The 24582-nt window shown below is 70.4% G+C and carries 21 protein-coding genes; 6 read left to right on the forward strand and 15 right to left on the reverse strand.

Annotated elements, in window-relative coordinates; all coding sequences use genetic code 11:
- Nucleotides 1-22: 22 nt before the first annotated feature.
- From pcaD to ADK36_RS06100, 7 genes are read right to left on the reverse strand one after another with little or no spacing between them, the layout of a single operon-like run.
- Complete coding sequence (gene pcaD, locus ADK36_RS06070; RefSeq protein WP_048580937.1) at nt 23-1141, reverse strand: 3-oxoadipate enol-lactonase; 1119 nt, start codon at nt 1139-1141, stop codon at nt 23-25.
- A complete protein-coding gene (gene pcaB / locus ADK36_RS06075) occupies nt 1138-2433 on the reverse strand; it encodes a 3-carboxy-cis,cis-muconate cycloisomerase (protein ID WP_053196636.1) in 1296 nt (431 codons plus the stop codon). The genes pcaD and pcaB overlap by 4 nt, the downstream gene beginning before the upstream one ends.
- Nucleotides 2430-3035 (reverse strand): protocatechuate 3,4-dioxygenase subunit alpha, encoded by a 606-nt coding sequence (gene pcaG / locus ADK36_RS06080; protein WP_048580935.1) that lies wholly within the window; start codon nt 3033-3035, stop codon nt 2430-2432. The genes pcaB and pcaG overlap by 4 nt, the downstream gene beginning before the upstream one ends.
- 6 nt (nt 3036-3041) lie before the next feature.
- A complete protein-coding gene (gene pcaH, locus ADK36_RS06085) occupies nt 3042-3815 on the reverse strand; it encodes a protocatechuate 3,4-dioxygenase subunit beta (RefSeq protein WP_048580934.1) in 774 nt (257 codons plus the stop codon).
- Nucleotides 3816-3833: 18 nt separating this feature from the next.
- A complete protein-coding gene (locus ADK36_RS06090; protein WP_048580933.1) occupies nt 3834-5036 on the reverse strand; it encodes a thiolase family protein in 1203 nt (400 codons plus the stop codon).
- Nucleotides 5033-5677, reverse strand: a complete 645-nt coding sequence (locus tag ADK36_RS06095) for a CoA transferase subunit B (RefSeq protein ID WP_048580932.1) — start codon at nt 5675-5677, stop codon at nt 5033-5035. The genes ADK36_RS06090 and ADK36_RS06095 overlap by 4 nt, the downstream gene beginning before the upstream one ends.
- 2 nt (nt 5678-5679) lie before the next feature.
- On the reverse strand, nt 5680-6459 hold the full coding sequence (locus ADK36_RS06100) for a CoA transferase subunit A (protein WP_048580931.1): 780 nt from the start codon (nt 6457-6459) through the stop codon (nt 5680-5682).
- Nucleotides 6460-6668: 209 nt separating this feature from the next.
- Here ADK36_RS06100 and ADK36_RS06105 point away from each other — a divergent pair, with 209 nt between their 5' ends.
- Nucleotides 6669-7133 carry a MarR family winged helix-turn-helix transcriptional regulator gene (locus ADK36_RS06105; RefSeq protein ID WP_048580930.1) on the forward strand — a complete coding sequence of 155 codons (465 nt, stop codon included), beginning with the start codon at nt 6669-6671 and terminating at the stop codon, nt 7131-7133.
- Nucleotides 7134-7187: 54 nt separating this feature from the next.
- Here the strand turns inward: ADK36_RS06105 and ADK36_RS06110 are convergent, their stop codons facing one another.
- On the reverse strand, nt 7188-8150 hold the full coding sequence (locus ADK36_RS06110) for a DUF3048 domain-containing protein (RefSeq protein WP_053196638.1): 963 nt from the start codon (nt 8148-8150) through the stop codon (nt 7188-7190).
- Between the two features lie 276 nt (nt 8151-8426).
- Here ADK36_RS06110 and ADK36_RS06115 point away from each other — a divergent pair, with 276 nt between their 5' ends.
- Nucleotides 8427-9617 (forward strand): zinc-dependent alcohol dehydrogenase, encoded by a 1191-nt coding sequence (locus ADK36_RS06115; RefSeq protein WP_048580928.1) that lies wholly within the window; start codon nt 8427-8429, stop codon nt 9615-9617.
- 18 nt (nt 9618-9635) lie between these two features.
- Here the strand turns inward: ADK36_RS06115 and ADK36_RS06120 are convergent, their stop codons facing one another.
- On the reverse strand, nt 9636-10706 hold the full coding sequence (locus ADK36_RS06120; protein WP_053196640.1) for an ATP-dependent DNA ligase: 1071 nt from the start codon (nt 10704-10706) through the stop codon (nt 9636-9638).
- 75 nt (nt 10707-10781) lie between these two features.
- Here ADK36_RS06120 and ligD point away from each other — a divergent pair, with 75 nt between their 5' ends.
- Nucleotides 10782-11834 carry a non-homologous end-joining DNA ligase gene (ligD, locus tag ADK36_RS06125; protein ID WP_048580926.1) on the forward strand — a complete coding sequence of 351 codons (1053 nt, stop codon included), beginning with the start codon at nt 10782-10784 and terminating at the stop codon, nt 11832-11834.
- Between the two features lie 16 nt (nt 11835-11850).
- On the opposite strand, the gene ADK36_RS06130 is transcribed toward ligD, so the two are convergent.
- Together ADK36_RS06130 and ADK36_RS06135 are read right to left on the reverse strand one after the other, a co-directional pair.
- Nucleotides 11851-14046 (reverse strand): OmpL47-type beta-barrel domain-containing protein, encoded by a 2196-nt coding sequence (locus ADK36_RS06130; protein ID WP_053196642.1) that lies wholly within the window; start codon nt 14044-14046, stop codon nt 11851-11853.
- A gap of 14 nt (nt 14047-14060) precedes the next feature.
- Nucleotides 14061-16538, reverse strand: a complete 2478-nt coding sequence (locus ADK36_RS06135) for a ThuA domain-containing protein (RefSeq protein ID WP_199830119.1) — start codon at nt 16536-16538, stop codon at nt 14061-14063.
- A gap of 178 nt (nt 16539-16716) precedes the next feature.
- On the opposite strand from ADK36_RS06135, the gene ADK36_RS06140 reads away from it, so the two are divergent.
- Entirely contained in the window at nt 16717-17718 is a 1002-nt protein-coding gene (locus ADK36_RS06140) for a multicopper oxidase domain-containing protein (protein WP_048580923.1), read from the forward strand.
- A gap of 79 nt (nt 17719-17797) precedes the next feature.
- Nucleotides 17798-18832: a LacI family DNA-binding transcriptional regulator gene (locus ADK36_RS06145; RefSeq protein ID WP_048580922.1), complete on the forward strand. Its 1035-nt coding sequence runs from the start codon at nt 17798-17800 to the stop codon at nt 18830-18832.
- 194 nt (nt 18833-19026) lie between these two features.
- On the opposite strand, the gene ADK36_RS06150 is transcribed toward ADK36_RS06145, so the two are convergent.
- On the reverse strand, nt 19027-19818 hold the full coding sequence (locus ADK36_RS06150; protein WP_048581028.1) for a VOC family protein: 792 nt from the start codon (nt 19816-19818) through the stop codon (nt 19027-19029).
- Nucleotides 19819-20148: 330 nt separating this feature from the next.
- On the opposite strand from ADK36_RS06150, the gene ADK36_RS06155 reads away from it, so the two are divergent.
- The gene (locus ADK36_RS06155; RefSeq protein WP_199830120.1) at nt 20149-20403 is read left to right on the forward strand and encodes a WhiB family transcriptional regulator; all 255 of its coding nucleotides are present in this window, start codon (nt 20149-20151) and stop codon (nt 20401-20403) included.
- A 196-nt stretch (nt 20404-20599) separates the two neighbouring features.
- On the opposite strand, the gene ADK36_RS06160 is transcribed toward ADK36_RS06155, so the two are convergent.
- The 3 genes from ADK36_RS06160 to ADK36_RS06170 form a co-directional block, all read right to left on the reverse strand.
- Nucleotides 20600-21574 carry an acyl-ACP desaturase gene (locus ADK36_RS06160; protein WP_048580920.1) on the reverse strand — a complete coding sequence of 325 codons (975 nt, stop codon included), beginning with the start codon at nt 21572-21574 and terminating at the stop codon, nt 20600-20602.
- Nucleotides 21575-21795: 221 nt separating this feature from the next.
- Nucleotides 21796-22572: a dimethylargininase gene (gene ddaH, locus ADK36_RS06165; protein ID WP_053196645.1), complete on the reverse strand. Its 777-nt coding sequence runs from the start codon at nt 22570-22572 to the stop codon at nt 21796-21798.
- 319 nt (nt 22573-22891) lie between these two features.
- Complete coding sequence (locus ADK36_RS06170; protein WP_053196648.1) at nt 22892-24517, reverse strand: ABC-F family ATP-binding cassette domain-containing protein; 1626 nt, start codon at nt 24515-24517, stop codon at nt 22892-22894.
- Nucleotides 24518-24582: the final 65 nt, after the last annotated feature.

A 24582-nucleotide genomic window follows, 5' to 3' on the forward strand; every position in this document is an offset into this window, starting at 1 on the left:
GTGGTGAGCGCGACCGCGAGAGTCACCCTTCCTCTTCCGCGAGGACGCGTTGCGCCGCCGCGAAGGCCGAGTTCGCCGCCGGAACCCCGCAGTACACGGCCGTCTGGAGCAGTACGGCCCCGATCTCGTCCGGGGTCAGCCCGTTGCGCCGGGCCGCGCGCACATGCATGGCCAGCTCGTCGTAGTGGCCGTGGGCGACCAGCGCCGTCAGGGTGATCATGCTGCGCTCGCGGCGGCTGAGCGTCGGGTCGGTCCAGATCTCGCCCCAGGCGTAGCGCGAGATGAAGTCCTGGAAGCGTGCGGTGAACGGCGTCTGCCGGGCCTGTGCCCGGTCGACGTGGGCGTCACCGAGCACCTCACGCCGTACCTCCATGCCGCGCTGGGCGACGCCGCCGAAGTGTGCGCGCAGGGCGGTCAGCACGGCCTCCGGACACTGCGCCGGGGCCAGATGCGAGGCCCCCGGGAGCTCGACGAGCGCGGCACCGGGAACGGCGTCCGCGATCTCCCGCAGATGGCCCGGCGGCGTCGCCGGATCTTCCCGCCCCGCGATCAGCAGCGTGGGCGAGGAGATCTCGGGCAGCCGTTCGCGCAGGTCGAAGGCGGCGAGCGCGTCACAGCAGGCGGCGTACGCGCCCGGATCGGCGTCGCGGTGGTCCTGCACCAGTTCCGGCGCGGTGAAGCCGGACGTGAACCAGCGGTCGTTCGCGCTCGCGGCGAGCCTCGCCAGCCCTTGGCTCCGCACCAGCGCGGCCCGCTCCTCCCACGGCTTCGCACCGTTGAAGTGCGCTGACGAACAGATCACCGCCAGCGAGGAGACCCGCTCGGGATGGTGCACGGCCAGGTGCAGCCCCACCGCACCACCCAGAGACACCCCCGCGTATGCGAACCGCCCGATGCCCAGCGAGTCGGCGAGCGCGAGTACCAGGCCGGCGAGGTCACCGACCGTCGCGCCCGCTCCGATGAGATCGGCCGCGGAACCGCCGTGCCCCGGCAGATCCCAGCGGACCACCCGGTGGGTGATCGACAGCTCGGGCGCGACCCTGTCCCAGAGGGCGTACGAGGTGCCGAGCGAAGGGCCGAGAAGCAGTGAGGGAGCGGAAGTGGGGCCCTCGGCACGGTGGTTGAGGAGTTTCTCGGTCAACGTCGCTCCAGAGCACGGTCGGTGAGGGCTCCGGCGGAGCCGGTGTAGTGGGTGGGATCGAGGTCGACGTCCGTCAGCTCCGGCGCCTCGGCCAGCGGGCGGCCCTCGGATGCCAGTCGGGTGAGCAGTTCCTTGGCGCGGGCCCGGCCCAGCACCGGGGCCAGCTCGGCGGACAGCCGCTCGGACACGATCAGCCCATGGGTGAGGTCGAGGTGTTCGCGCATGACGGCAGGTCTGACCCGCAGCCCCTCGGTCAGTTCCACGGCGTCCCTGGCGGCCCCGCCGACCAGCCGCAGCAGCTCCCGCAGCGGCTCCCACTCGGCGTGCCAGGCACCGGCCGGCCGTTCGTCCTCCGCCGCCAGCGACCCGTAGAGACCGACCGCGAGGTGAGGCGCCCGCCGCGCCGCGGAGGCGATCAGCGTGGACCGTACCGGATTGGACTTGTGCGGCATCGCGGACGAGCCCCCGCCGCTGCCCTCCGCGAGTTCCGCGATCTCGGTGCGCGAGAGCGTGAGGACGTCCACGGCGACCTTGCCGAGCGCTCCCGCCGTGAAGGCCAGGCACCCGGCGAGATCGGCGACGGGCGTGCGCAGCGTGTGCCACGGCAACTGAGGTGCGCGCAGGCTGAGTTCGCGGGCGTACACCGCCGTCAGCTCGACCGGATCGGACGCGCCGTATGCCCCGAAGGCCGCCAACGTCCCTGCGGCGCCCCCGAGTTGGGCGGGCAGCGAGTTTCGTACGGCCGTCACCCGGTCCCGCGCGTCCAGCACCAGCGACCGCCATCCGGCCGCCTTCAGCCCGAACGTCGTCGGTACGGCGTGCTGGGTGAGCGTCCGCCCCGCCATCGCGGTGTCGCGGTGCTCTGCGGCCAGCCGCGACAGCGCCCGCTGCCCACGGTCGAGGTCGCCGAGGACCAGGTCGAGGGTGCGCGCGGCGACCAGTATCGTCGCCGTGTCCATGATGTCCTGGCTGGTCGCGCCTCGGTGCACATAGGGGCCGTACTCGCCGCCGACCGCCTTCGTCAGATCCGCGACCAGGGGGATCACCGGGTTGCCGCCGGCGCGGGCGCGCTCGGCGAGGGAGCGGACGTCGAAGCGGCCGGCGTCCGCCGCCGCCGTCACCGCGGACGCGGCTTCGGCCGGGGCGAGGCCCAGGGTGGCCTGGGCGCGGGTGAGGGCGGCCTCCGCGTCGAGCAGGGCCTGCAGATAGGCCGCGTCGGAGGTGGCCGACGCGGCGGGGGAGCCGGCCCACCCGGGGGCGAGCAGGCCGGTGTCCGGATCGGGAGAAGTCACTGGAACTCCAGGAAGACCGTTTCGCCTTCGCCCTGAAGGCGGATGTCGAAACGGTAGGTGCCGTCGCGCCGCTCCCGCGCGATCAGCGTGTCGCGCCGCTCGGCCGGCACCCGGGCGAGCAGCGGGTCCGCGGCGAGGGCCGCCTCGTCGCCCGGCAGGTAGATCCGTGTGTACAGATGCACCAGCAGGCCACGCGCGAACACGCACACGCTGATGTACGGGGCGCTCCGCCCGCGTGCGCCCGGCCGCAAGGTCCGCGCCGTCCAGTGCCCGTTGGCGTCGGTCTGGATGCGGCCCCACCCGGTGAACTCCACGCCGTTGCGGCCCAGATAGCCGCCGCTCGCCGGGTCGCGCCGGATCGAGCCGTCGACCTGCGGGACGTCGCCGTCGGGGTCGGCGCTCCACAGCTCCACGAACGCGTCGGGCAGCGGGTTGCCCTCGCCGTCGTAGACGTAGCCCTGGAGGGCGATGCTCTCCGGGTGTCCGACGGGCGCGATGTCGCCGCCGCCGGGGAAGGGCAGGGCGTGGCCGTAGAAGGGGCCGACCGTGTGCGACGGGGTGGGGAGCACGGTCTCCGGGCGGCTTGTGTCGATCTTCGTCATGGCGGGTCAGCGTCCCTCTTCGATCCAGGTGGCGTTCGGTCCGTCGAGGACGATGTCCCAGTGGTAGCCCATCGAGAACTCCGGCACCGACAGGCTGTGGTCGTACGTCGCGACCAGCCGCTGCCGGGCCGCGTCGTCCGTCACGGACTGGATGATCGGGTCGTACGGGAACAGCGGGTCGCTCGGGAAGTACATCTGTGTCACCAGCCGCTGGGTGAACGCCGTACCGAAGAGCGAGAAGTGGATGTGGGCCGGCCGCCAGGCGTTGACGTGCTGGCGCCACGGGTACGGGCCCGGCTGGATGGTGGTGAAGCGGTAGAAGCCGCTGTCGTCGGTCAGGGTGCGGCCGACGCCCGTGAAGTTCGGGTCCAGCGGGGCGTCGTGCTGCTCGCGCTGGTGGGCGTAGCGGCCGGCCGAGTTCGCCTGCCAGACCTCGATCAGCTGGCCGCGCAGCGGACGGCCGTCGCGGTCGAGGAGTCGGCCCTCGACGGTGATGCGCTCGCCGATCGGCTCGCCGTTGTGCTGCCGGGTGAGGTCGTTGTCGATCTCGGTGATGTCCCGCTCGCCGAAGGCGGGGGAGTGCAGCTCCACCAGCTCCGGGTCCTTGCTGACGTCGATCGTGATCGGAGGCTGTTTCGGGTGGCGCAGCACCGAGGAGCGGTACGGGGTGTAGTCCCGGCGCGGGTGGTGCTCGACGGGGGCACCGTCGGCGACGCGCTTCTCGTACGCGGCGTGCTCGGCCGCGATCTCCCGGTCGATGTCGTGCTGAGTGAGAGTCATGGGGGATCCCGCGTTTCGTTAACGTTCGAGGACGAGGGCGAGGCCCTGGCCGACGCCGATGCAGAGGGTGGCGACGCCGACTCCGCTGCCCTTGCGGGCGAGCTGGTGGGCGACGGTGCCGGCGAGGCGGGCACCGGAGGCGCCGAGGGGGTGGCCGAGGGCGATGGCGCCGCCCCGGGGGTTGAGGATCGCCGGGTCGAACTCGGGCCATTCGGCGACACAGCCCAGCACCTGGGCGGCGAAGGCCTCGTTGAGTTCGAGGACGGACAGGTCGTCGAATGCCTTGCCTGCTTTGGCGAGAGCGCGGTTGACGGCTTCGACGGGGGCGAGCCCGAAGTAGTCGGGGTCGAGGGCGTGCACGCCGGTGGCGGAGATCCGGGCGAGCGGTTCGCGGCCGGTGGCCTTCAGTCCCTCCTCGTCGACGAGCAGCAGGGCGGCGGCGCCGTCGTTGAGCGGTGAGGCGTTGCCCGCGGTGACGGTGCCGTCCTCCGTGCGGAAGGAGGGCTTCAGCTTCGCCATCGCCGCGAGGGAGGCGTCGGCCCGTACGGACTCGTCGGCGGCGAAGAGGAGCGGGTCGCCCTTGCGCCGCGGGACGGACACGGGGGCGAGCTCGGCGTCGAAGAGACCCTGCTGCTGTGCCGCGGCCGCCTTCTGGTGCGAGGCCAGCGCGAACTCGTCCTGCTGCTCGCGGCTGATCTTGTGCTTCTCGGCGATGAGTTCGGCCGACTCGCCCAGCGGGATGGTCCACTGCGGTGCCATCCTCGGGTTGACCATGCGCCAGCCCAGGGTGGTGGAGTACAGCTCCGTGTGCGCGGCGGGGAAGGGCTTGTCGGACTTGGGGAGCACGTACGGGGCCCTGGTCATCGACTCGACGCCGCCGGCCACGGCGATGTGGGCGTCGCCGGCGGCGATGGCGCGGGCGGCCTGGATGACCGCCTCCAGGCCGGAGGCGCACAGCCGGTTGACGGTGACGCCGGGCACGGAGGTGGGCAGGCCGGCCAGCAGCGCGGCCATCCGGCCGACGTTCCGGTTCTCCTCCCCGGCCCCGTTGGCGTTGCCGAGGTAGACGTCCTCGATGAGGGCCGGGTCCAGGTCGGGGGTGCGGGCGAGGAGTTCGCGGAGGGCGTGGGCGGCCAGGTCGTCCGGGCGGACGGAGGCGAGGGTGCTGTTGTAGCGTCCGATCGGGGTGCGGACCGCGTCGACGACGTAGACGGTGTTCACAGCAGATTCTCCGCGACGGTGAGTTTTGCGTCGGTCTTGGCGATGATCTCGTCAACGGTCACGCCGGGTGCGGTCTCGACGAGGGCGAGCCCGTCCTGGGCCACGTCGAGCACGCCCAGGTCGGTGATGACCCGGTTCACACACGCCTTGCCCGTGAGCGGCAGCGCGCACTCGGTGAGGATCTTCGCCGAGCCGTCCTTGGCGGTGTGGGTCATCACCACGATGACCGTGCGGGCCCCGTGGACGAGGTCCATCGCCCCGCCGATCCCGGTGATCATCTTGCCGGGGATGGCCCAGTTCGCCAGGTCACCGGAGGCGGAGACCTGCATGGCGCCCAGCACGGCGACATCGATGTGCCCGCCCCGGATCATCGAGAACGAGAGCGCCGAGTCGAAGAAGGACGCGCCCGGCAGGACGGTGACGGTCTCCTTCCCGGCGTTGATCAGGTCCGGGTCGACCTGGTCCTCGGTGGGGTAGGGGCCGGTGCCCAGGATGCCGTTCTCCGACTCCAGGATCACCTCAACCCCTTCGGGGAGGTAGTTCGGGATCAGCGTCGGCAGACCGATGCCGAGATTGACGTACTGCCCGTCCTGGAGTTCGCGCGCAGCACGCGCGGCCATCTCTTCCCGCGTCCACGCCATGGCTAGCCCACCGTCCCTCGTGCCTCGGGCGCGGAGACCGTGCGCCGTTCGATGCCCTTGTCCGCCGCCTGCTCCGGGGTGAGAGCGACGACATGCTGCACGAAGATCCCCGGCAGATGGACCGCGTCCGGATCTATCTCGCCGGGCTCGACGAGTTCCTCGACCTCGGCGATCGTGACCTTGCCCGCCATCGCCGCGAGGGGGTTGAAGTTCCGGGAGGCCTTGTTGAACACCAGGTTCCCGTGCCGGTCACCCCTGGCCGCCCGCACCAGAGCGAAGTCGGTACGGATGCCGCGCTCCAGCACGTAGTCGGTGCCCTCGAACTCCCGCACCTCCTTCGGCGGCGAGGCGAGCGCGATCCCGCCGGAGCCGTCGTAGCGCCAGGGCAGTCCGCCGTCGGCGACCTGCGTGCCCACTCCGGCGGGGGTGTAGAAGGCGGGGATGCCGGCACCGCCTGCCCGCAGCCGCTCGGCGAGCGTGCCCTGCGGGATCATCTCGACCTCCAGCTCGCCGGCCAGGTACTGGCGGGCGAACTCCTTGTTCGCCCCGATGTAGGAGCCGGTCACCCGGGCGATCCGCCCTGCCGAGAGCAGCACGGCCAGGCCGGACTCCATCGCCCCGCAGTTGTTGGAGACGACCGACAGCCCGGCCACGCCGCGCTCGTACAGTGCCTGGATCAGCACGTTCGGCACACCGCTCAGCCCGAAGCCACCCACCGCGAGCGACGCGCCGTCACCCACATCGGCCACCGCCTCAAGGGCCGTGGCGACCACCTTGTCCATCCGAGATGCCCCATCTCTTCCGAGCCCTCAGCACCCGGATTACTCAGGGAACTGATTATCTGTACGAGGTTGCCTCTCACGCTGCCACTGGAGCGAGAAGCCGTCAAGACCTCGGAAAATGCGAAACGTGCGACTCGTTCACCCCGAAGACGGTCCCGCATGGGTCCGGTATTGTTCAGTGCACCGACGATTACGACCAAGGAGCGCGCATGGGCGCCGTGGACCTCACCACCCACCCCGGGCATCTGGCCCGGCGGCTCCAGCAGGCGCACTACCTGCTGTGGAACACGATGGTCTCCGAGGAGATCACGTCGCCCCAGTTCGCCGTCCTCAACGCGCTCGTCGCCGAGCCGGGTCTGGACCAGCGGACGGTGGGGGAGCGGGTGGGGCTCGACCGGTCCACGATCGCCGAGGTGATCAGCCGGCTCGGCCGCCGCGGGCTGCTCGACAAGGTCCGCGATCCGCAGGACGGCCGTCGCTTCCTGCTGCGCCTCACGGACGAGGGGCTGCGTACGCACAAGAAGCTGACCGTGCGCACGGCTCGGATGAACCAGGTCTTCCTGGCCCCGCTCGCCACCGATGAGCAGGTGCTGTTCTTCGATCTGATCCGGCGCGTCGCGGACGCGGCCGAGGGGCTCCGCAACCCGTCGGAACCCCTCGTCGCACCATCCTGATCCTCGGTCGGGACGGTCACGCGTCCGCTCGTGCGCCCGCCTGCGGAGGGATACTCAGGATGCGTTCGCGTACACCACCCACACCTGGCCGTGCTGGAAGTTCACCCGCTTCCCGTCCTTGGTCGTGAACGTCGTGCCGTCCGTCGCCTTCGGACGCTTCCAGTTGACGTCGTAGGCGCGCCCGTCGCGCAGCACCCGCGCCTTCCCGGAGCCCACCGTCTCGGTGAACGGCGTGTTCTTGCCGAGGGAGTCATGGAAGGCGGACTTGCGCACCTTGACGTACTGCACGACGACCGTCCCGGCCGCGACCCGCTTCCCGTCCGTCGTCGCGGCGGCCTTGCCGTCCATGGCGACGAGCCAGCGGTGCCGGCTCTCGGACCAGGTGAAGGTGTACCGGGCCGCGAAGTAGCGCACCGTCTGCGAGGTGGTGGCCTTGCCGCCGGCCGGGGCGGCGCCGAAGCGGAAGCCGGTCGTCAGGGCATGCGCGCCCGGGGCGGAGGCCATCAGCCGATGGGGCCGTAGGTACAGGTTGTGCGGCGAGCGCCGGTACTTGCCGCGGAAGTACGCGTCGGCCGCATTGCCGGGTGTCACCGCCTGCAACGGAGCATTGTCGATCAGGGGCAGGAGCTTGCCCTGCGCCCCGGAGAAGGCCAGCGTCGGCCGGTTGAACTGGCGCAGCAGCTCCAGGTCGCTCTCGCGTGCGCTGCGCACCGGCCCGATGGCCTTGGGCAGCTTCGTCGCGTACACCGCCATCAGGCGGCTCAGTCCGCCCTCGACCTGCTCGACGTACACGACGTCGGCGGCGTTCAGGCCCGTGTGGGGCCGGGCGGCACGGGCGTTGTCGATCTTCACGGCGAGCACCGAGGCGCTGTTCGCCCGGCTCTCGTTCCCGCCTCCGCCCTCGTTCGACGACGAGAGCGGAGACGTCCTGCCGCGGCCGTCGTCGCGCCGTTCGTCGGATGTCGTACAGCCCGCCGCGAGGGAAGCCGTCAGCGCGGCGGCCAGCAGTCCCGCCATGGTCGTGGCGCGTCTCGTGCGCGCCCCTTGTCGCCTGCCCACCGTCGCCACCCGCAGCCACCCGCCCAGTCCGTGTCAGCAATTGTGCGCTTATCTGTTCATAGGTTCACATACCCGCTCGGTCCCGACCGGCCCCGTGAATCCGCCGATCGGCCCACACCGCCGACCGCCGACCGTCGACCGCCGGTCCGTCCGAGCGATTCGGCGCGGGAGCGCAGGGGTACCCGGCGCCCACCGCACCAGCGGACGCACACGCCACGGAGGGAGCGCGGGGCGATGAGGGCAGTGACCTGGCAGGGCAAGCGCGACGTACGCGTGGAGAACGTGCCCGATCCGACGATCCAGGAGCCGACCGACGCGGTCATCCGCATCACGTCCACCGGACTGTGCGGCTCCGACCTGCACTTGTACGAGGTACTGACGCCGTTCATGACACCGGGCGACATCCTCGGGCACGAGCCGATGGGCATCGTCGAGGAGGTCGGCGCCGGGGTGCCGGACCTTCAGGCGGGCGACCGGGTCGTGGTGCCGTTCCAGATCGCCTGCGGCAACTGCTGGATGTGCTTGACCGGGCTGCCCACCCAGTGCGAGACCACCCAGGTCACCGGCGAGGGCATGGGCGCGGCCCTGTTCGGCTACACCCGTCTGTACGGCTCGGTGCCCGGCGCCCAGGCCGAGTACCTGCGCGTCCCGCAGGCGCAGTTCGGCCCGATCAAGATCCCGGAAGGGCCGGCCGACGACCGCTTCGTCTACCTCTCCGACGTCCTGCCCACCGCCTGGCAGGCGGTCCGCTACGCCGAGGTCCCGGAAGGCGGCAGCGTCGCCGTGCTCGGCCTCGGCCCCATCGGCGACATGGCCTGCCGGGTCGCCCAAGTACAGGGCGCCGGGCGGGTGTTCGGCGTGGACCTGGTGTCCGAGCGGCTACGGCGGGCACGCGAGCGGGGCGTCGAGACGTACGACCTGAGGAGCTTCGACGACGAGAAGGAACTCGTGGCCGCCATCCGCGACGCCACGGACGGCCGCGGCCCCGACGCCGTCATCGACGCGGTCGGCACGGAGGCCCACGGCAGCGCCGCCGCCAGGCTGGCCCAGTCGGCCTCGGCGATGCTGCCCCGCAAGATCAGCGGGCCGTTCGCCGAACGCTTCAGCGTCGACCGGCTCGCCGCCCTCTACACCGCCATCGACCTGGTGCGGCGCGGCGGCACGATCTCCCTGTCCGGCGTGTACGGCGGCATGGCGGACCCGCTACCGCTGCTCACCCTGTTCGACAAGCAGATCCAGATCCGCATGGGGCAGGCCAACGTGCGCCGCTGGAGCGACGACATCCTGCCGTACCTGACGGACGAGGACCCCCTCGGCGTCGACGACTTCGCCACGCACCGCCTGCCGCTGAGCGACGCCCCGCACGCGTACGAGATGTTCCAGCGCAAGCAGGAGGGCGCGGTCAAGGTGCTGATGAAGCCCTGACGCGGACGAACACGCCCGTCAGGCCGGCGGCGCGAAGATCTCCGCCAGGTCGTAGCGGACCGGCTCCTCCAACTGCGCGTAGGTGCAGCTCTCGGGGGTGCGGTCCGGGCGCCAGCGGCGGAAGCGGGCCGTGTGCCGGAAACGGGCGCCGTTCTCCATGTGGTCGTACGCCACCTCGGCCACCCACTCCGGTCGGAGCGGCACCCAGGACAGGTCCTTCTTGCCCGACCAGCGGCTCGGCGCGCCCGGCAGCCGGGCCGACTCGTGAGCCGCCTCGTCGGCCCAGGCCCCCCAGGGATGCCCCGCGACATCCTCCATGCGCAGCGGCTCCAGCTCCTCGATCAGTTCGGCGCGCCGCTTCATGGGGAAGGCCGCCGACACGCCCACGTGCTGGAGGGCACCCCGGTCGTCGTAGAGGCCGAGCAGCAGGGACCCCACGATCGGCCCGCTCTTGTGCAGGCGGTAACCCGCGACGACGACGTCCGCCGTCCGCTCGTGCTTGATCTTGAACATGGCCCGCTCGTCCTGGAGGTAGCGCAGCGTGAGCGGCTTGGCGATGACACCGTCGAGTCCCGCCCCCTCGTACTGCTCGAACCACCCCTGAGCCGTGTCGATGTCGGTCGTCGCCGGGGCCACATGGACCGGCGCCGTCACCCCGGAGAGCGCCATGGTGAGCCTCGACCGCCGATCCGTCAGCGGCACCTCCAGCAGCGACTCGTCCGCCAGCGCCAGCAGGTCGAAGGCCACGAAGGACGCCGGGGTCCGCTCGGCCAGCATCCGCACCCGGGAGTCGGCCGGGTGGATGCGCTCGGTGAGCGCGTCGAAGTCCAGCCGACCCTCCCGCGCGATGACGATCTCCCCGTCCAGTACGCACCGCTGCGGCAACCGCTCCTTCAGCCCCGCCACCAACTCCGGAAAGTACCTGGTCAGCGGCTTCCCGGTACGGCTCCCCAGCTCGACCTCGTCCCGGTCGCGGAACACGATCGCCCGGAACCCGTCCCACTTCGCCTCGTACTGCATGCCCGGCGGGATCTTCGCCACCGACTTGGCGAGCATCGGCTTCACGGGCGGCATCACCGGCAGGTCCATGCTGTCGATTCTGCTCGCATACGGCCGCCGCCGCCCGGTGTGCGAGGTGTGCCGGGTCCGCCTACCGTGGCTCGCATGGGCGAAGCGGTGGAACTGGAAGCGGGCGGCCGGACCGTTCGCCTGTCCAACCCGGGCAAGGTCTTCTTCCCCGAGCGCGGCTTCACCAAGCTGGACCTCGCCCGCTACTACATCGCCGTCGGCCCCGGCATCCTGCGTGCCCTGCGCGACCGCCCCACCACCCTGGAGCGCTACCCGGACGGCGTCACCGGCGAGTGGTTCTACCAGAAGCGGGCGCCCAAGAGCATGCCCGACTGGATCCCCACCGCCCACATCACCTTCCCCAGCGGCCGCAGCGCCGACGAGATGTGCCCCACCGAGGAGGCCGCCGTCCTGTGGGCCGCGCAGTACGGCACGCTCACCTTCCACCCCTGGCCGGTCCGCCGGGACGACGTCGACCGTCCCGACGAACTCCGCATCGACCTGGACCCGCAGCCCGGCACCGACTTCGACGACGCCGTCCGGGCCGCCCACGAACTGCGCGCCGTACTCGACGAGTTCGGCGGCCTGCGCGGCTGGCCCAAGACCTCCGGCGGGCGCGGTCTGCACGTCTTCGTGCCCATCGAGCCGCGCTGGACCTTCACCCAGGTCCGGCGGGCCGCCATCGCGGTGGGGCGGGAGCTGGAGCGCCGGATGCCGGAACAGGTGACGATCAAGTGGTGGAAGGAGGAGCGGGGCGAGCGCATCTTCGTCGACTACAACCAGACGGCCCGCGACCGCACCATCGCATCCGCCTACTCCGTACGTCCCCACCCGCACGCCCCTGTCTCGGCGCCCCTGCGCTGGGAGGAGGTGGGTGTCGCCCACCCCCAGGACTTCGACATCGCGACCATGCCCGCGCGCTTCGCCGAACTCGGCGACGTACACGCCGCCATGGACGACCACCGCTTCTCGTTGGACGCGCTGCTGGAGCTGGCCAACAAGGACGAACGCGACCACGGACTGGGCGATCTGCCGTATCCGCCCGAGTATCCGAAGATGCCGGGGGAGCCGAAGAGGGTGCAGCCGAGCCGGGCGAAGAAGGAGGCGCCCCCGTCGGAGGCGCCTCCCGCGGAACCTACAGCTCCTTGATCTACAGCTCGCTCAGCTACAGTTCCTTGATCCGGATGTCCCGGTACGAGACCACATCCGTCGTGCCGTGCACCTGGAGACCGACATAGCCGGAGGCGAACCGGCGCCCGTCCGTGCCCGGGTCGTCCGAGCGGGGCGGCACGAAGTCCTGACCACCGTTGTTGTCGAACTCGTTGATCAGCACGCCGTTGCGGTAGACCGAGTAGTGCTGGTCGACCACGCGGATCTCGTAGTCGTTCCAGGTGCCCTTCTGGGTGACTCCGGCGCCGGCGAGCCCCACCCGGTCGAAGCCGTAGACCGAGCCCGTCTTGTACATGTCGCCGTCAGGACGGTCGAGCACCTGCACCTCGTGCCCGTACTTGATGGCGACCCACTCCGGCCGGGACTCCTCGGGGTGGTCGTGGACCCACGGGAAGCGGACGAAGACACCGGAGTTGGCGTTGCCGGTGCCCGGAGCGTCGTCGCGCCACTGGAGCTTGAGCGAGAAGTCGCCGTACTTGCGCTCGGGGAACCACAGCATGCCCAGCCCCGGCTTGCTGGTGCCGCTGGTGATCGAGCCGTCGCCGTTCGGCGCGAACGAACCACCGCCCACCTGCTGCCACTTGGCGAACGACTCCGCGCTGCCGTCGAGGATCGTGCGGTAGCCCTCGGTCTGGCCGGGCTTGCCGATCCCGGACTGCCGGGCCGCCTTGCGGACGGCGTTGTACTCGCGCTGGTCGACGACGCCATCCTTCAGGAGCTTGTCCAGGACCGTCGTCACATGCTTGAGGAACAGCGCGTGGGACGTCCACTCCTTCTCGTCCTCGATCAACTCGTTGATCCGGCACCGGCTGTTGGTGAGCCGGTTCGGGACACCCGAGTCGACCGTGCCGACGATCACCGTCAACCGCTCGTCGAACTCGGGGCAGTTGGGGGAGGGGACCTGACTGGACACGACGGTGAAGGTCACCGTGCGGGCCGCCGAGGTGTTGCCCGCCTTGTCCGTCGCCCGGTAGCCGAGCGTGTGCGTGCCCGCGCGGTCGACGACCACCGGGGCGCCGTACGCGAGGTACGGCCCGCCATCGATCGAGTACTCGATCCGGTCGACACCCGAGCCGTGGTGCTCGTCGGTCGCCGTGACCGTCACCTTGGCGTTGCCGATGTACGCCCCGTCGGAGTTCTTCGCGCCCTCGACGGTCACACCGGTCACCGGCGGGGTCGTGTCCGGCTGGGGTGCCGCCACGACCGTGAACCGCACGCTCTTCTCCGCCGCGACGTTCCCCGCCTTGTCGGTGGCCCGGTAGCGCACCGTATGGCTGCCGGCCTCGTGCACCATCACGGGCGCGGTGTACGGCTGCCAGGCGCCGGAGCCGATCGCGTACTCGACGGTGTTGACGCCGGAACCGGTGTCGGAGGCCCAGACGGTGACGGTCGCCATGTCGACATATGTACCGTCGGGGTTCTGCTCGCCGCTCACCGTCGCCGAGGTCTCCGGCGCGGTCGTGTCGTCGGTGGCTGGCGGCACCACCGTGAACTGCACGCTCTTCTCCGCGGAGACGTTCCCCGCCTTGTCGAGAGCGCGATAGCGGACCTTGTGGTCTCCGACCTGGTCGACGACGACCGGGGTGGTGTACGGCTGCCAGGCCCCCGTGTCACCGATGGCGTACTCGACGCGGTCGACCCCGGAGCCGCCCGCCTCGTCGGTGGCGTGGATCGCCACGCTCGCCGAACCGACGTACTGGCCCTGCGAGTTCTGTGTCCCGCTGACGTGCGCCGACGCCTCGGGCGCGGTGGTGTCCTCGCCGCTGCCCTCGGTCACCACCAGGATGCCCTGCATCTGCCCGTGGCCGGGGATCGTGCAGTAGTAGCGGTAGCGGCCGGGGGTGAGCGTGACCTCGGCCGTGTGGCGGCCGCCCTGGTCGTCGTTCGGGTTGGCGAGGATGTTGAGCTGGACGTCGTTGTTGAACTCGGGGTCGGACGTGTCGAACGTCAACGTGTGCGGCATTCCGGTGGTGTTGCCGGTCGCCTTGCTGTTCTCGAAGACGATCGTCGTCGTGCCTTCCACCGCGGTCGCGGGTGCCGAGGTGTACTTCGTGATGTCGTCACCGGCCGTCCAGGTGAGGACCTGCGCGGCGGCTGCCAGTGGCTGTGGCGGTGACTGCGGCTGCCCGGTCGCGGGCAACGCCTGCAGCCCCAGCACCGCGAGCAGCGCGGCCAACAGGGCCACCCACATTCCTCGTTGCTGTGTCACCGCGTCCCCCTCGCCAGCTGGTCGGCGGCCGGAGTCGGTGCGCCGCCCGTGTAAGTGACCCGCCACAGCGCCGACTTGGCGTCCGAGGTGAAGAAGCCGCGGCCGTAGTCGAGGACATACAGCGCGCCGTCCGGACCAAACTTCCAGTCCATGAGGTTCTTGATGCCGTCGTTGCCGATCGGCACGATCTTCTTCAGCGACTCCGAGTGGACCGGCAGACCGCCGTCACCCTGCGTCTTCGGGTCGGTGATCACCGCGTTGCGCGGCTGGTCGGCGTCGTAGAAGTCGCCGACGAACCACTTGCCGTCCCAGTAGGCCGGCCATCTACTCTCGCCACCGCCCGCCGCGTCGTACCGGTACACCGGCCCGTTCATCGCCGCCTGGCCGCCGCCCTTGAGCCACGGCAGCCCGTAGGTGGCCTCCTCCTGCTTGTACGACGGGACGCCGTTCGCGTCGCGCGGGAAGTCCGGGGCGCCGCCCTGGGGCGAGTACCAGATGTTGTTGCCGGTGACCGGCGGGAGGTTGACGAGGCCGTCGTTGTTCGGCGACTCGTTCTTCGGGTGGTCGCAGTCGTACCAGCCCAGCGGCTTGGTCGGATCGGGCAGGTTGCGGTCCCGGTAGGGCTGCTTGTTGCCCATGCAGTACGGCCAGCCCCGGTTGCTCGCCTTGGTGATGACGGCGAACGTGTCGTACTTCGCCGGGCCCCAGGTGGTGGAGGGCGCCGAGGCGTCCGGGCCGACCCAGCCCGCGTACAGGACGTCGGTCTGCTGGTCGACGGAGATGCGCGCGGGGTTCCTGACACCCATCACATAGATCTCACCGCGCGTCTTGCCGCCGCCCTCGTCGGTCTCCTCGCCGGTGAAGAGGTTGCCCTCGGGCAGCGTGTACGTCCCGTCCGGCTCCGGGTGGATGCGCAGGATCTTGCCGTTGAGGTTGTTGGTGTTGCCGGCGGTGCGGCGCGCGTCGGCGAAGGACACGCCCTTGTAGTCGGGCTCGGGGTTGTTGCCCGAGTACCCGTCGCTGAAGCGGCTGGAGTTGTTGTCGCCGGTCGCGATGTACAGGTTGCCCTTGGAGTCCCAGGCCATCCCGCCGCCCGCGTGGCAGCAGCTGTGGACCTGTACCGGCCACTTGAGCAGCGCCTTCTCGCTGCCCGGGTCCAGCTTGTTCGTCGCCAGGTCGAGTGTGAAGCGGGAGACGCGCCGCTCGGCCATCCGCGTGTCGCGGTTGATCTGCGAGTGCGGGGTGTAGTGCAGATACACCCAGCCGTTCTGCTCGAAGCGTGGATCGAGCTCGATGCCGAGGAGCCCCTCCTCGACCTTGATCAGCTCGTCACCGCCACCCTTGTTGCCGAAGACGGTCAACGCCCCGGCCAGAGTGACCTTCCTGGTCTTCGGGTCGTAGACGTGGATCTCGCCCTTGCCCTTGCCGATGTCCGGGTTGTTCCAGTCGGTGATCACCGGCTGGGAGGAGTCGGCGCCGCCCCGGCCGATGTAGAGCACCCGGCCGTCGGGCGCGGTGACCAGGCCGTGCGGCTCCCCGATCTGGTCGTTCTGGCCCGGCTGGTTGGGCTGGGTGAGGCGCTCGGCCTTGTAGTTGCCGGTGATGGTGGCCTTGCAGTCGGCCTGGACCAGCCGCGTCGTCCACAGCAGAGCGCCGCGCAGATGCGTACGGAAGTCGGTCTCGTCGTACGACGACACCGTGCCGCCCATGCCGGTGTAGAAGGAGCGGCCGCCGTCGTAGTCACGGCACCAACTCACCGGGTGGTCCCAGCCGTTGGCGCCCGTGCCCGGCTGGTAGCTCGACTCGCGTACCCGGGCGACGGTGTGCACCGCACCCGACGGGTTCTTCACCCAGTTCAGCCACTTGTCCGGCCGTTTCCACTGCACCGGCAGTTCCTTGGTGGCCGGGTGCTTCCGGTCACCGACCTCGACGACGGCCCGCTGTACGTTCGTCGGGCCGCCGGCCGCCGGGCGGGCGCCGACGAGGCCGGTGAACCAGTCCGAGTACGGTTCGGCGCGGGCAGCGTCATGGATGCCGACGAAACCGCCGCCCGCCTCCATGTAGGTCTCCAGGCCCGCCTCCTGCTCGGGGTCGAGGGCGTCGCCGCCGCCGGTCAGGAACACGATGGCGTTGAAACGGCCCAGCCTGGTCTCATCGGTGAAGACCGAGGCGTCGTTCGTGGCCTCGACCTTGAAGCGCTGGTCGGCCGGCCCGGACAGGCCGATCTTCTCGATCGCCCCGATACCGGCGTTCACCAGAGGCGACTCGTCCCCGGCGGCCGCGGACCCGTGGAAGATGAGCACGCGAACATTCGCGCCGCCCGGCGGCGACTTGACGGACATCGTTGTCAGGGGTGGCTCCGGGACCGGGCGCGCGTCGGCGGCCGGGGCGGACATCAGCCCGGCGGCGACGATCCCGGTGGTCACAGCGGCCACCCAGGTCTGTCTTCTCGTGCTCAACCCTCGTAAGCGCATGGGCACCTCCACGGTCACAGCAACAGCGACAAGGAAGCTAGACCCCTTTGAACGACTCGCCAATACCTATGGCCGACCTGGGACCAACTTTGTCCTGAGTGTGGATAAACGGGAGATCGACCGGTACCGTCGCACCGGTTCATCCCCGCAATCTCCGTACCGCCGCTGGGAGTTCGGCATGAACAGACGCAGCTTCAACAGGCGTACCTTCAACAGACGCGTGCTGCTGGGTGGTGCGACCGCCGCGACATCGTTGTCCCTGGCGTCGGTGCCCGAAGCCGTGAGCGCCGACACGCCCCCGAGGACCGCCCCGGCCGGCGGCGAGGTCAGGCACCTCAAGCTGTACGCCGAGAAGCTCGCTGACGGGCAGATGGGCTACGGCTTCGAGAAGGGCAAGGCGACGATCCCCGGCCCGCTGATCGAGCTCAACGAGGGCGACACCGTGCACATCGAGTTCGAGAACACGATGGACATACCGGTGAGCCTGCATGTCCACGGCCTCGACTACGAGATCACCAGCGACGGCACGAAGCTGAACAAGAGCGACGTCGAGCCCGGCGGTACCCGCACCTACACCTGGCGCACCCACGCCCCCGGCCGCCGCAAGGACGGCACCTGGCGGGCGGGCAGCGCCGGTTACTGGCACTACCACGACCATGTCGTCGGCACCGAGCACGGCACGGGCGGCATCCGCAAGGGCCTCTACGGGCCGGTGGTCGTCCGGCGCAAGGGCGACATCCTCCCGGACGCGACCCACACCATCGTCTTCAACGACATGTTGATCAACAACAAGCCGGCGCACAGCGGTCCCGACTTCGAGGCCACGGTGGGCGATCGCGTCGAGTTCGTGGTGATCACCCACGGCGAGTACTACCACACCTTCCATATGCACGGGCACCGCTGGGCCGACAACCGCACGGGCATGCTCACCGGCCCGGACGACCCCAGCCAGGTCATCGATAACAAGATCGTGGGCCCCGCGGACTCCTTCGGTTTCCAGGTGGTCGCGGGCGAGGGCGTCGGGGCGGGCGCGTGGATGTACCACTGCCATGTCCAGAGCCATTCGGACATGGGGATGGTGGGGCTGTTCCTGGTGAAGAAGACGGACGGGACGATCCCCGGGTACGAGCCGCACGAGCACGGTCATGAGGCGGCGTCGGGGTCGGCGCACCAGCACTGACGGATCATCCGAGAGCGCTCTCACCTCCTCCTCTCACCACGGCTATCCTGATCCGCAGCCGCCGACGAGGAGCCCGAAAGTGACCGAAACCGCCCCGCGTCCCACCCTGGAGGCCGTGGCCGCCCGGGCCGGGGTCTCGCGGGCCACCGTGTCCCGGGTCGTCAACGGCGGGGACGGGGTGCGGGAGCCCCTCGTGGAGCGGGTCCGCAAGGCGGTGGAGGAACTCGGGTACGTGCCCAACCAGGCTGCCCGCAGCCTCGTGACCCGGCGGCACGACGCCATCGCCGTCGTGGTCGCCGAACCCGAGACCCGCGTCTTCGCCGACCCCTTCTTCGCGCTGCAACTCCGCGGAATCAGCAAGGAGTTGACGGCCCATGACAACCAACTCGTGCTGCTCCTCACGGAAGGCCGCGACGACCATGCCCGAGTCGGCCGCTACCTCGCCGGCGGCCATGTCGACGGGGCGCTCGTCTTCTCGCTGCACCTGGACGACCCGCTGCCCGGACTGATCCAGCACGCCGGCGTCCCCACGGTGTTCGGCGGACGGCCCGGCTGGAGCGGCGACCGGCGTGGTGTGGTGTACGTCGACAGCGACAACCGAGGCGGCGCCCGCGACGCCGTACGGCATCTCGCCGGCCTCGGCCGCACCCGGATCGCGCACATCACCGGCGCCCTCGACCAGACGTCGGCGGTGGACCGCCTCGACGGATACCGGGACGTCATGGTCGACGCCGACCCACAGCTGATCGTCGAGGGCGACTTCACGCCGACCGGTGGTGAACGGGCCATGCGCGAGCTTCTCGAACGCTGCCCCGACCTGGACGCCGTCTTCGCCGCCAACGACCTCACCGCGGCCGGTGCGCTGCGTGTGCTGCGTGCGTCGGGGCGGCAGGTGCCGGACGACGTCGCGGTCGTCGGGTTCGACGACATGCTCCCGGTGGCCGAGCAGACCGACCCCCCGCTTACGACGGTCCGTCAGGACATCGAGGAGATGGGCCGGTTGATGGCCCGGCTGCTGCTGCGCGGCGTCGACCGCCGGGCCGGTGAGCGGGTGGGAGGGGCGCCGTCCAGCGTGGTTCTGCCCACCACGCTGGTCCGACGCGCTTCCGCCTAGAGCCCGTCGTCTGGATCAGGCCGGCCGTGAGGTGCGGCGCTTTTCAGCCGACCCGAGCGGGGTCTGGTGTGTGCAGCTGCAAGGCGAGCCGGTTCGAGCGGGGGGGGGAGAGAGAGTCGGCGAGTGACGACAACGCGGCAGATGCGGGCCGAGATGCTCGTCAGACCGGTCCGAGATGCCCGTCGCCGTCCCCCTCAGCCCCGCGTCGGCGCGCTCTTGATCACCGCGAAGCGCGCCCCGTACGGGTCGGTGAGCTTGGCGACACGGCCTACGTCCGGCAGATCCGTGCCCGGCATCCGGACCGTGCCGCCCAGCTCCTGGGCCTTGGCGACCATGGCGTCCGTGTCGGTGACCTCGAAGTACGGCAGCCAGTACGCCGGGCCCTCCGCCTCCGCCGGGTCGTCGGCCTTGTCGACGACGCCGCCGAACATGGCCTCCTCCCCGGCCGCGGCCGGGCTGAACGTCGTATAGGTGCCGCCGTAGAAGTCGAGGGCGAAGGTCTCCATGCCGAGCGTCGCGTTGTAGAACCCCGCCGCGGCCGGCACGTCCGTCGTGTACAGCTCCAGCCAGCACAGCGATCCGGGTTCCTGGACGACGTCGAGTCCCTTGTTGGTGCCGGGCTGCCACAGGCCGAAGCCCACGCCGGCCTTGTCGGCGAGGATGGCCATACGGCCCATGTCCATCACGTCCATGGGTTGCACCAGCACCGCGCCGTGCGCCTGCTCGGCCGCCTTGGCCGTGGCGTCCGCGTCCGGTGTCTGGAAGTACACCGTCCAGGACGGCGGGCCCTGCTCCTCGGTGGTCTGCATACCGCCGGCCACCGTCCTGCCGTCGAGCTGGAAGAGGCCGTAGCCGCCGGTCTCTGGTCCGCCCGGCTGGAACCGCCAGCTGAACAGGCCGCCGTAGAAGGAACCGGCGCCCTCGATGTCGGGTGTGCCGACATCGATCCAGTTCGGCGCGCCGGTGACATAGCGGGTGGTGAGCATCATCGCCCTCCTCGGATGGGTCCCCTTGTCGGCTCTGCCGGTGTCTGCTCTGCCGAGTCTTCCACCGCCCACTGACAATCGCTGCCGGAGCGCGGCGGTCGGCTCAGTCGGCCTGATCGGCCTGATCGGCCTGATCGGCCTGATCGGCTTGAGCGAAGGCTGCCATGACCGTGAGCGACAGGAGCGAATCTCCTCGACTTTCACCGTTTCCGCGCGCCGCCGTGCGCCGCGCGGCCCGGAGGGGGACCATCGAGTCGGCCGGGGGCCCTGCGGTGCGGCGTTGATCCCGCGTTGATCGAACGTTTTTCGCGGCCCGGCACGATCCTGCGCATGCACATCGACACGATCACAACGATCACCTCGCCCGACCTGGACTGGCAGCAGGAGGCGTTGTGCGCGCAGACCGGGGCGGACTTCTTCTTCCCCGAGCCGGGCAGCTCCGTACGCGAGGCGAAGCGGATCTGCGGCATGTGCCCGATCCGCTCGGCCTGCCTGGAGTACGCGCTCGACAACGACGAACGCTTCGGCGTCTGGGGCGGCCTGTCGGAGAAGGAACGGCTGGAGCTCAGGCGGACGGCACGCTGAACACATCGACAGCGCCGACGGGCGGCTGAATCGGCGACGGGGCACGTTCCGTGCCCCGCCTGTGCCCCACGCCCCCATGCCGGCGATGTCGAATTCCCGGAGAGCGGCGCCCCCTCGGCCAGCTCCGGGGGTGGCCGAGGGGGCGACCCCCGTCACTGAGACCCGGAGTGGCCCCCTCGGCCCCCGGCGGCGTACGTCAGCCCGCGGCCCGAGCCGCCATGCGTGCCTTGCGGGCCGCCAGCCTCTCGTCGAACTTCAGGGCCTCCGCGTCCAGGCCGCCCATGAACAGGCCCAGTTCCTCCTGGGCCTTCTGGCCGTCGGGGCCGAGGCCGTCGATCTCCATGATCTTCAGGAAGCGCAGGACGGGCTGGAGGACGTCGTCGTGGTGGATGCGCATGTTGTAGACCTCGCCGATGGCCATCTGGGCGGCGGCGCGCTCGAAGCCGGGGATGCCGTGGCCCGGCATACGGAAGTTGACCACCACGTCGCGCACGGCCTGCATGGTCAGGTCCGGGGCGAGCTCGAAGGCCGCCTTCAGCAGATTCCGGTAGAAGACCATGTGCAGGTTCTCGTCGGTCGCGATGCGCGCCAGCATGCGGTCGCAGACCGGGTCACCGGACTGGTGGCCGGTGTTGCGGTGCGAGATGCGGGTCGCGAGCTCCTGGAAGGCGACGTAGGCGACGGAGTGCAGCATCGAGTGCCGGTTGTCCGACTCGAAGCCCTCGCTCATGTGGGACATGCGGAACTGCTCCAGCTTGTCCGGGTCCACCGCGCGCGAGGTGAGCAGGTAGTCGCGCATCACGATGCCGTGCCGGCCCTCCTCGGCGGTCCAGCGGTGCACCCACGTGCCCCAGGCTCCGTCGCGGCCGAAGAGCGAGGCGATCTCGTGGTGGTAGCTGGGGAGGTTGTCCTCGGTGAGAAGGTTCACCACCAGGGCGATCCGGCCGATCTCGGTGACCTTGGAGTGCTCCTTCTCCCAGGCCTCGCCGTCCTCGAAGAGGCCGGGGAAGTTACGGCCGTCCGTCCACGGCACGTACTCGTGCGGCATCCAGTCCTTGGCGACCTTCAGATGCCGGTTGAGTTCTGTCTCGACCACTTCCTCCAAGGCGTACAGCAGCCGGGCGTCGGTCCAGACGGCAGGACTACCGAGGTGCGGGGAAGCGATCGTCACGGGAACTCCAGGGGGACGCACTACAGAGGTAACGGTGACCGGCGAGCGGTTGCCGGGAACCTACGGGATCGTAGGCTACGAACCCGTAGGTTACGAAGCCGTAGGTTAAGAACGGTGTAAAGACCGCTGCTCAGCGCCCGTTCCGCCGGGAATTCCCGGGGTGCGCGAAAAGCCCCAGGACGCGCAGGTCCCGGGGCTGAACGAGGGTTCCAATCGGCCGGTCAGGCGTACAGATCACGCATCCGGACCGAGAGACATGTCACACATCCCTCCAGCTTCTCGAACTCGCTGATGTCCACCTGCACCGGTTCATGGCCCAGGTCGGCGAGCAGCTCCGCCGTCTTCGGCGCGCTCGCGGCCATGAGCAGCTTGCCGCCGCCGAGCAGCACCACGTGCGCCCCGGACTCCTCGGGCACCGGCAGGAAGCGGGGGAAGAGGGAGGGGACGTCCAGCTGCGGGATGCGCCCCAGAATCGTTCCGTCGGGCAGCGCCGTGATCGCCGACTTCAGGTGCAGCACCTTGCTCACCGGTACGGCGACGACCCGCGCCCCCAACGGCTCGAAGGCGGCCCGCAGCTGCTGGACGCCGACCGCGTTGGTACGGCCGCCCCGGCCGACGTAGATCGTGTCGCCGACCTTCAGCACGTCGCCGCCGTCCAGCGTGCCCGGCTCCCAGATCCAGTTCACGGAGCAGCCGAGCGACGCCACGGCCTCCTCCACGCCGAGGGTCTCGTCGCGCCGGGACTCGGCGCCGGGCCGGGTGATCAGCGCGACGTTCTTGTACATGACGACCGTGTCCTCGACGAACACCGAGTCGGGGCAGTCGTCGGCCGGGTCCACCTCGATCGTCTCCCAGCCGTGCGTGCGCAGGGCCTCCGCGTACGCCTCCCACTGCTCGACCGCGAGGTCGACGTCGACCTCCTCCCGGTCGATGTGCGTCACCAGTCCGTCGGCGAGGCGGGGGCTGGGGCGGCGGATGAGGGCCTTCTTGCTGGGCACGGGGATCTCCGGGTCGGTGGCGGGTGTCGGCGCCCTGATGCGAGGGGCACCGACCCGCCATCATGCAGGGGTTACCCGCCCGTACAAAACCCCCGTGGCCAGGCTGTAGCCCTCCTGAGACGCTCCGCGGTGAAGGAGCCGCGTGCTGCGAGGAGCCGTCGCGGGGTTCCATCGAAGATCACCCGGCCCCCGTCGCCGGCTTTGGTGCGCTGACGTTCACCGCCGGAGAGGGCGGAGAGGAGCTGGCTCAGCGTGCGATACGTCAGCCCCACCTCCCGCAGCGCGCACCTCGTCCCTGAAACGCCGCCCCTCGCCGAAGCTAGGCGGGATACCCGACAGCTTCCGGCGTGGTCTCCTTGAACTCTCCGTCCTCCACCATCAGCCAGCGCGTGATGCCGATCGACTCCAGGAACGGCAGGTCGTGACTGGCCACGAGCAGCGCCCCCTCGTACGACTCCAGGGCCGTGGTGAGCTGCCGTACGCTCGCCATGTCCAGGTTGTTCGTCGGCTCGTCCAGCATCAGCAGCTGCGGCGCGGGCTCCGCCAGCATCAGCGCGGCCAGCGCCGCCCGGAAGCGCTCACCGCCGGACAGCGTCGCCGCCTTCTGGTCGGCGCGGGCGCCCCGGAACAGGAAGCGGGCCAGCCGCGCCCGGACCCGGTTGTTGGTGGCGCCCGGCGCGAACCGGGCCACGTTCTCGGCGACCGACAATTCCTCGTCGAGCACGTCGAGCCGCTGCGGCAGGAAGCGGTGCGGGACATGTGCCGTCGCCTCACCCGACACCGGCGGCAGCTCCCCGGCGATCGTGCGCAGCAGCGTCGTCTTGCCGGCGCCGTTGCGCCCGATGAGGGCGACCCGCTCCGGCCCGCGCAGATCGATACCGCCGGTCACGCGCGCGCCGTACGCCAGCTCCAGGTCCAGCAGCGTGAGGACGTTCCGCCCCGGAGGCACGGCCGTGTACGGCAGGTCGACGCGGATCTCGTCGTCGTCCCGTACGGCGTCCACCGCCTCGTTGAGCCGCTCCTTGGCCTCGGCGAGCCTCTCCTCGTGCATGATGCGGTGCTTGCCGGCGGACTCCTGCGCCGCCCGCTTGCGCGCACCCATGACGATCTTCGGCTCGCGCTTCTGGTCCCACATCTTCTGCCCGTACCGCTTGCGCCGGGCCAACTTGACCTGGGCGTCGACCAGTTCGCGCTTCTGCTTCTTCAGGTCGGCCTCGGCGACCCGCAGCATGCGCTCGGCCGCCTCCTGCTCGATGGCGAGCGCCTCCTCATAGGCGGAGAAGTTGCCGCCGAACCAGGTGACCTCCCCGGAACGCAGATCGGCGATCTGGTCGACGAGGTCCAGGAGTTCACGGTCGTGGCTGACCACCACCATCACCCCGGGCCAGGACGCGACGGCCGCGTACAGCCGCCTGCGTGCGTACAGGTCGAGATTGTTGGTGGGCTCGTCGAGCAGCAGGACGTCCGGGCGGCGCAGCAGCAGCGCGGCCAGCCGCAGCAGCACCGACTCGCCGCCCGACACCTCGCCGATGGTGCGGTCCAACTCGATGTGGCCCAGCCCGAGTTCGCCGAGGGTGGCGACGGCCCGCTCCTCCACGTCCCAGTCGTCGCCGACGGTCTCGAAGTGCTCCTCGGCCACGTCGCCCGCCTCGATGGCGTGCAGCGCGGCCCGCCGGTCCGCGATACCGAGGGCCTCGTCGACCTTCAGGCCGGTGTCGAGGGTGACGTTCTGCGGGAGATAGCCGACCTCACCCGCGACGCGTACCGCGCCGTCGGCCGGGGTGAGCTCACCGGCGATGAGCTTCAACAGGGTTGACTTTCCTGACCCGTTGACGCCGACGAGTCCGGTCCGGCCGGGGCCGAACGCGACGTCGAGGCCCTCCAGGACGGGGGTGCCGTCGGGCCAGGTGAAGGAAAGGGACGTACAGGTGATGGAAGTAGACATACGGGCCTCCGCGGATGCTCGAAGCGATCAGGGGCAAACGCGTTTCGAGACACCGGCGACCGACG

Source organism: Streptomyces viridochromogenes, assembly GCF_001270495.1.
Lineage (GTDB): Bacteria > Actinomycetota > Actinomycetes > Streptomycetales > Streptomycetaceae > Streptomyces > Streptomyces viridochromogenes_A.